3 protein-coding genes are annotated in these 4602 nt (G+C 38.7%); all 3 read right to left on the bottom strand.

Going from position 1 to position 4602, the window contains the following annotated elements:
- Nucleotides 1-293 precede the first annotated feature (293 nt).
- On the bottom strand, nt 294-3584 hold the full coding sequence (locus tag HT719_RS09020) for a sialidase domain-containing protein (RefSeq protein ID WP_172928945.1): 3291 nt from the start codon (nt 3582-3584) through the stop codon (nt 294-296).
- Nucleotides 3541-3729: a YSIRK-type signal peptide-containing protein gene (locus HT719_RS09015; protein WP_078800240.1), complete on the bottom strand. Its 189-nt coding sequence runs from the start codon at nt 3727-3729 to the stop codon at nt 3541-3543. Before HT719_RS09015 ends, HT719_RS09020 begins: the two co-directional genes overlap by 44 nt.
- A gap of 287 nt (nt 3730-4016) precedes the next feature.
- On the bottom strand, nt 4017-4244 hold the full coding sequence (locus HT719_RS09010; protein WP_000576348.1) for a hypothetical protein: 228 nt from the start codon (nt 4242-4244) through the stop codon (nt 4017-4019).
- Between the last annotated feature and the right edge of the window lie 358 nt (nt 4245-4602).

Raw genomic sequence — 4602 nt, 5'->3', positions numbered from 1 at the left:
TGGCTTGAAGCCATAATAAAATAATCAAGAACAAAAACGCATATAACCAATAACTAGCTATATGCATTTTAACACTTAAAGCGAACTGTTAAGTTGCGACTAGTGGTATCCAGTCCTAAGTAAGTCGGAAATATACAGTTTATTTACGACTAGCAAGGCATTTACCCGGCAATAAGAGCTCATCTAAATTGACTTTTTCTTAAAGTAGAAATTTCTACGAAAACTATCTAAATAAACTTTTTATCTCTATGACGGACAAAACATGTCTCAGTTATTCATCAACATCCAAGGTTCTAGTAGTTGACCCACTCCCCATTGGAGTTAACTTTATAACCATCTACTATAGTATTAACCGCTAATCTTCCGCTTTCATTGACATAGTACCATTTGTCTCCAACTTGGAACCATTGATTTACCTTCATTGCACCAGATGATTCCTGATAGTACCAATGGTCTCCATCTTTTATCCAACCAGTTGCCATTGAACCGTTAGCATTGAGATAGTACCACACACCACTGGATTCAACCCAGCCAGTAGACATTGCTCCGCTCTCACTCAAATAATACCATTGGTTACCATCTCTGACCCAACCAGTTGCCATTGAGCCGTTAGCATTGAGATAGTACCACACACCACTGGATTCAACCCAGCCAGTAGACATTGCTCCACTCTTACTCAAATAATACCATTGATTACCATCTCTGACCCAACCAGTTGCCATCGCACCAGTAGAACTCAAGTAGTACCATTTATCCGCTTCCTGATGCCAGCCTTTCACCACTTCACCAGCAGATGTATAAAAATACCACGCACCATTTTCTTGCTTCCAACCAGTCGTTATTGGAACTTTAGTCTCAGTTTTAATAACATCTCCTACATAAGATTGGAGGTAACGAGGAGCAAAAGAAGTAAGAGGAGAGTTTGCTACCATTCTATCTGAAGACCCCAAAGATAATTTATCCTTCTCTGACTTCCTTTCTGTCATCTCCTCAGATACATTTTCTCTTACTGTATTCATGGTCTCGACAGGATTTTCTTTCGCATCTTCAGGAATTCTACTGCCAGCTAGTGTAACTGGTAAATCATGCATACTGTCAATTCTACCGGCCAGTAGACCTGTAATTTCTTGACCTGCATCTTCTTTATTAAAGGTGAAAAGTAGAGTTTTTTGATCTGCTTGGGTCAAGAAGGTAGCTTTGTGTCCATTCGCTAAAGTCAAAGTCGGAATAGAATTTACTAGTACCTCAGAATCAAATTGCATAGCTAAGATACCTTGTTCTGCATCCTCTTCTTCTGTTTCCAATTTACGAACGTCCCTGATAGTTACACTCGTTGGATATACCGGATCTTTTGTTAAAAAGTCCCAATTAAATTTTCTAAATGATAGGGTATAGTCATTTTGTCCTTTTTCAGTGTGTTCATACAAGATACCATACTCCCCATTTCCTAATTCTTGGAGCGAATTATAGGCAAACTCTCCTTTTTGAATTGGTCTATGATGTAACCAAGTCAAGTCTCCGTTGTCCTCTACACGAGCCAAATGAGCCATTCCATTCGTCCGTTTAGGTCCTCCTGAATTGGTTAAAATGATGTATTCTTTTCCTTCGTGCATGGTGTGAATAGCAGCCATTTGGACATAAACATCTTTAACCTGATTGTATCTCTTGATTTCCTTGTCCCAAGTTTGCCCACCATCTTTACTTGTGGCAACCTGTAAATCACCCGTTAATCCTCTCATAAAGAGTTTCACATCACCATTATTTAACTGTACAGCAACTGACTCAGTATTTTGGGCAGGACTATTATTCATAGTTGAGGAATGAATTTTCCTTCCGCCTACCGTCCTATCATCATTAACAGCAGCTCCAGCCTGCCATGTTTCTCCATGGTCATCTGAATAAATCAGACGAGAAGACTGAGATCCGCTTAGATGAGAGATAGCATTGGTGGTATAAGTAGGAACTAGGATACGTCCCTTGTGCTCTCCTGTTCTAAGCACAATTCCTGTACCTGGACCTGTTCCTAAAAATTTCATCCAATCTTGGCGAATTGATGGTGTAATATCTCTTGGTTGCGACCATGTTTTCCCATCATCATCACTATAAGAAAGCCACAAATAGCTCGTATAGGCTACACGAAATGGATTTTTAGCAGATGGAGCAAAGTAGATATTCCCAAGAAGCTCTTCTCCTTTATAGAGGTCACCCTTATCTCTGTAGGCTTCTTCTTTTGGATCCACTACAACGCGATAATCTGTTTTTTGATTATTTGCATCATATACTTCTCCGTTTTCTCGAACAGTATATGCTTGATTTTCCCCTTGTTTATATAGTAATTGATAGTGCTTGTCTCCAACTTGTTGATAAGCTTTTTGAGGTTTGTTTGGCATTCCAAAGACAGCTCGACCTTCTGGAAACATATCGTAGATTGAAAAAATTCTCTTTGTGGTAGGATCTTGAACCAAGACCATATCGATATTAAGTGGAGATGGTGCCTGCGGATCTTTTGCTTCTGGATTGTCTCGCAAGTTGGTCAAGGTTAAGGTTGGCTGCCAAGTAGTTCCCCCATCCTCACTTCTCCTAACGACCATAGCAATATCTCCCCAATCAGAATGGTGGAGACGACGCTGATCTGCCCCTGCCAGTAATGTTCCTTTATCCGTACGTAGCAAAGCTGGAATCCGATAATTCTTAATTCCTTCACTATTTGGCTTACCATTGACACCGCTCATAAACAACTCTTGCTTCTCTGTCAAGACTGCCCCTTCAGGAAGTGACGGCTCAATATCTGTCACATCAAATAACTGGCTACGTTTTTTGACTTCCTCTGGAGTTAGAGCACGATTGTATACAGTCAGATTACGAATAGAGAGATTTGAGCCCCACTTCAGTTCTCCTGCTCTATTAGTTGCACCTAACTGAAGTTTATCCACATCTGGCATGTCTGCCAGGAATTTCCCTGACTTTTTATTCGTACGAGATAATACACCATTCACATAAAGACGAACCTGACCATTTGGACTATCCTTTCTTGGTCTTTCAACAGTAAAAGTAACCGAATTATACTTGCCTGGTCTAATCTTCAAAGGCGCATCTGTATAACTTCCATAAAATTGACTACCATCAGCTCCACGTCCCTCTATCAAAGCTGTCCCATTATTGATTGCCATTGTAAAGTACTCATTTACTTTAGTTGTACTGGAAGCAGAAAAGAGATTGTAAAAACTAGGACCATCAGCAGCCGGTTTAAACTCCACATGAACAGTTGCATTTTGGAGTCCCTTTACTTTCTCTAATTCATCAGACAAGTCTACTCTTTTTCCATTTGAATCATTCGTCTCTAAGTCATCTTTTTCTATCACTGTTGCGACATTTTCCAAATCTCGTGCATAGTAATCTCTTGGAATTTTTTCTTCTTGCTTATCTTCCCTTTCTTGTTCTTGCTCATTGCCAGAAAGTTCAGTCTCTGAAACAGACTCTACATGCTCTGCAGGAAGAGTTATATTTTCTCCTTCCTCAGAAGGCTGGCTCTTTTCTGTATCAGTTAGGGTTGAGCTCCCCCCCCCCCGAAAGTTGAGTTTCATTTGCCAGAGGTTGCTCACTCGCCCCTTCTTGAGCTAAAACAGGAGACGTTCCAAACACCACTGCTCCCACAATCATAGAAACCGCTCCTACCGATAGTTTCCTAATACTATAACGACACTTACGTTCTTGAACATTCCGATTCATACTGTTCCTCTCTATATCTATATCCCGATTTCTGAAATAAAACATTTACTCCAGAAAATGCACTTAGTTTGTCTTTTCTTAACTTTCTTTTACTACAGTTCATTTAAATGACAAAAATGAACTAAACAAACTATCTCAAATTGGTGCCAAATTTCCCCTCTCCTTTCTCCAATCAGACTCCTGCCAATCTAGTTTATCTACCAGGACACCGCTGCAATTAAACTAAAATATCTCTTTATAAGCAAATGATGGACATCAGCTTATGCTATTTACACCATACTTCCTGCTCAATCCTTATCGAACACTTTTTCAAATAGCTTTTCATAAGCATAAATACTTGTAGAAATAATGGGAAATATAATCAAGCTCACAATCAGAATCTTATCCAGCTTAAAGGGGACAATCCCAAATAAGTGAAGAAATAAATCAATCAGAAAACTGTCGAAAAAAACTGTCAAAAGTAGTTCAATTTGTCTTTTTCTCTGCTTTTTTGTCTTGAATGCCTTAAATATCATATTATTCCCCTTTTCTAAGCTTCAATCCCTTCTCTCTATCTGTCATTTCGCATAGCTGCTACTATTTTTACAGCAATCTATCTTTAAATATACATAAAGATAAGATTCTATCACTTTTTATAAGTGTTAGCAAATTTATTATACCTCATTTCTAAAACGCTTTCAATACAGTGTAGTATAATAGATTTTAGTTTCAAGAAACTCTTTTGTATAATAATATCCTTGAAAGTAGTTTCAGATGAACATTTATAGTCCATAAAAAGAAAACAGAGACTCATCTGTTTTTTACACTCAATGAAAATCAAAGAGCAAACTAAGAAGCTAGCCGCATGATGCTCAAAACACCGTTTTGAGGTTG

The organism is Streptococcus sp. k-378, from assembly GCF_013277505.1.
Lineage (GTDB): Bacteria > Bacillota > Bacilli > Lactobacillales > Streptococcaceae > Streptococcus > Streptococcus pseudopneumoniae.
This window is presented reverse-complemented; position numbering and strand designations above follow the sequence as displayed.

Coding starts and splice junctions, on each gene's coding strand:
- HT719_RS09020 (WP_172928945.1), bottom strand. CDS start 3,584: ATGAAACTCAACTTTCGGGGGGGGGGGAGCTCAACCCTAACTGATACA.
- HT719_RS09015 (WP_078800240.1), bottom strand. CDS start 3,729: ATGAATCGGAATGTTCAAGAACGTAAGTGTCGTTATAGTATTAGGAAA.
- HT719_RS09010 (WP_000576348.1), bottom strand. CDS start 4,244: ATGATATTTAAGGCATTCAAGACAAAAAAGCAGAGAAAAAGACAAATT.